The organism is Methylobacterium sp. AC690, from assembly GCF_979256535.1.
Genome location: NZ_CEEDOX010000167.1, coordinates 1 through 217, shown reverse-complemented (window position 1 = coordinate 217; position 217 = coordinate 1). Strand labels below are relative to the sequence as shown.

At 71.4% G+C, this 217-nt stretch carries 1 protein-coding gene and 1 pseudogene; both read left to right on the top strand.

All coding sequences use genetic code 11. The annotated features are described in order from the left end of the window. Positions 1–145: pseudogene (locus AC0IY1_RS25740) on the top strand (dTDP-4-dehydrorhamnose reductase); the annotation flags it as partial. Beyond that, positions 142–217: sugar phosphate nucleotidyltransferase (locus tag AC0IY1_RS25735; RefSeq protein ID WP_471773404.1), on the top strand; the 76-nt coding region annotated here is incomplete at its 3' end. The pseudogene AC0IY1_RS25740 and the gene AC0IY1_RS25735, both read left to right, overlap by 4 nt.

Sequence of the window (217 nt, the reverse complement as noted above, 5' to 3'; positions counted from 1 at the left end):
CCGCCGGCCCGCGTACTCGGTGCTCTCGACCGCGAGCCTCACGGCCGCCTACGGCCTGAGGCCGCGGCCCTGGGAACAGGCCCTCGACGATATCCTCGACCGGCTGGTCGGCCCCGAACGGACAACGACGGAGACACAGGCATGAAGGGGATCGTTCTGGCCGGCGGCACGGGCACGCGCCTGCACCCGGCCACGCTGTCGATCAACAAGCAGCTGC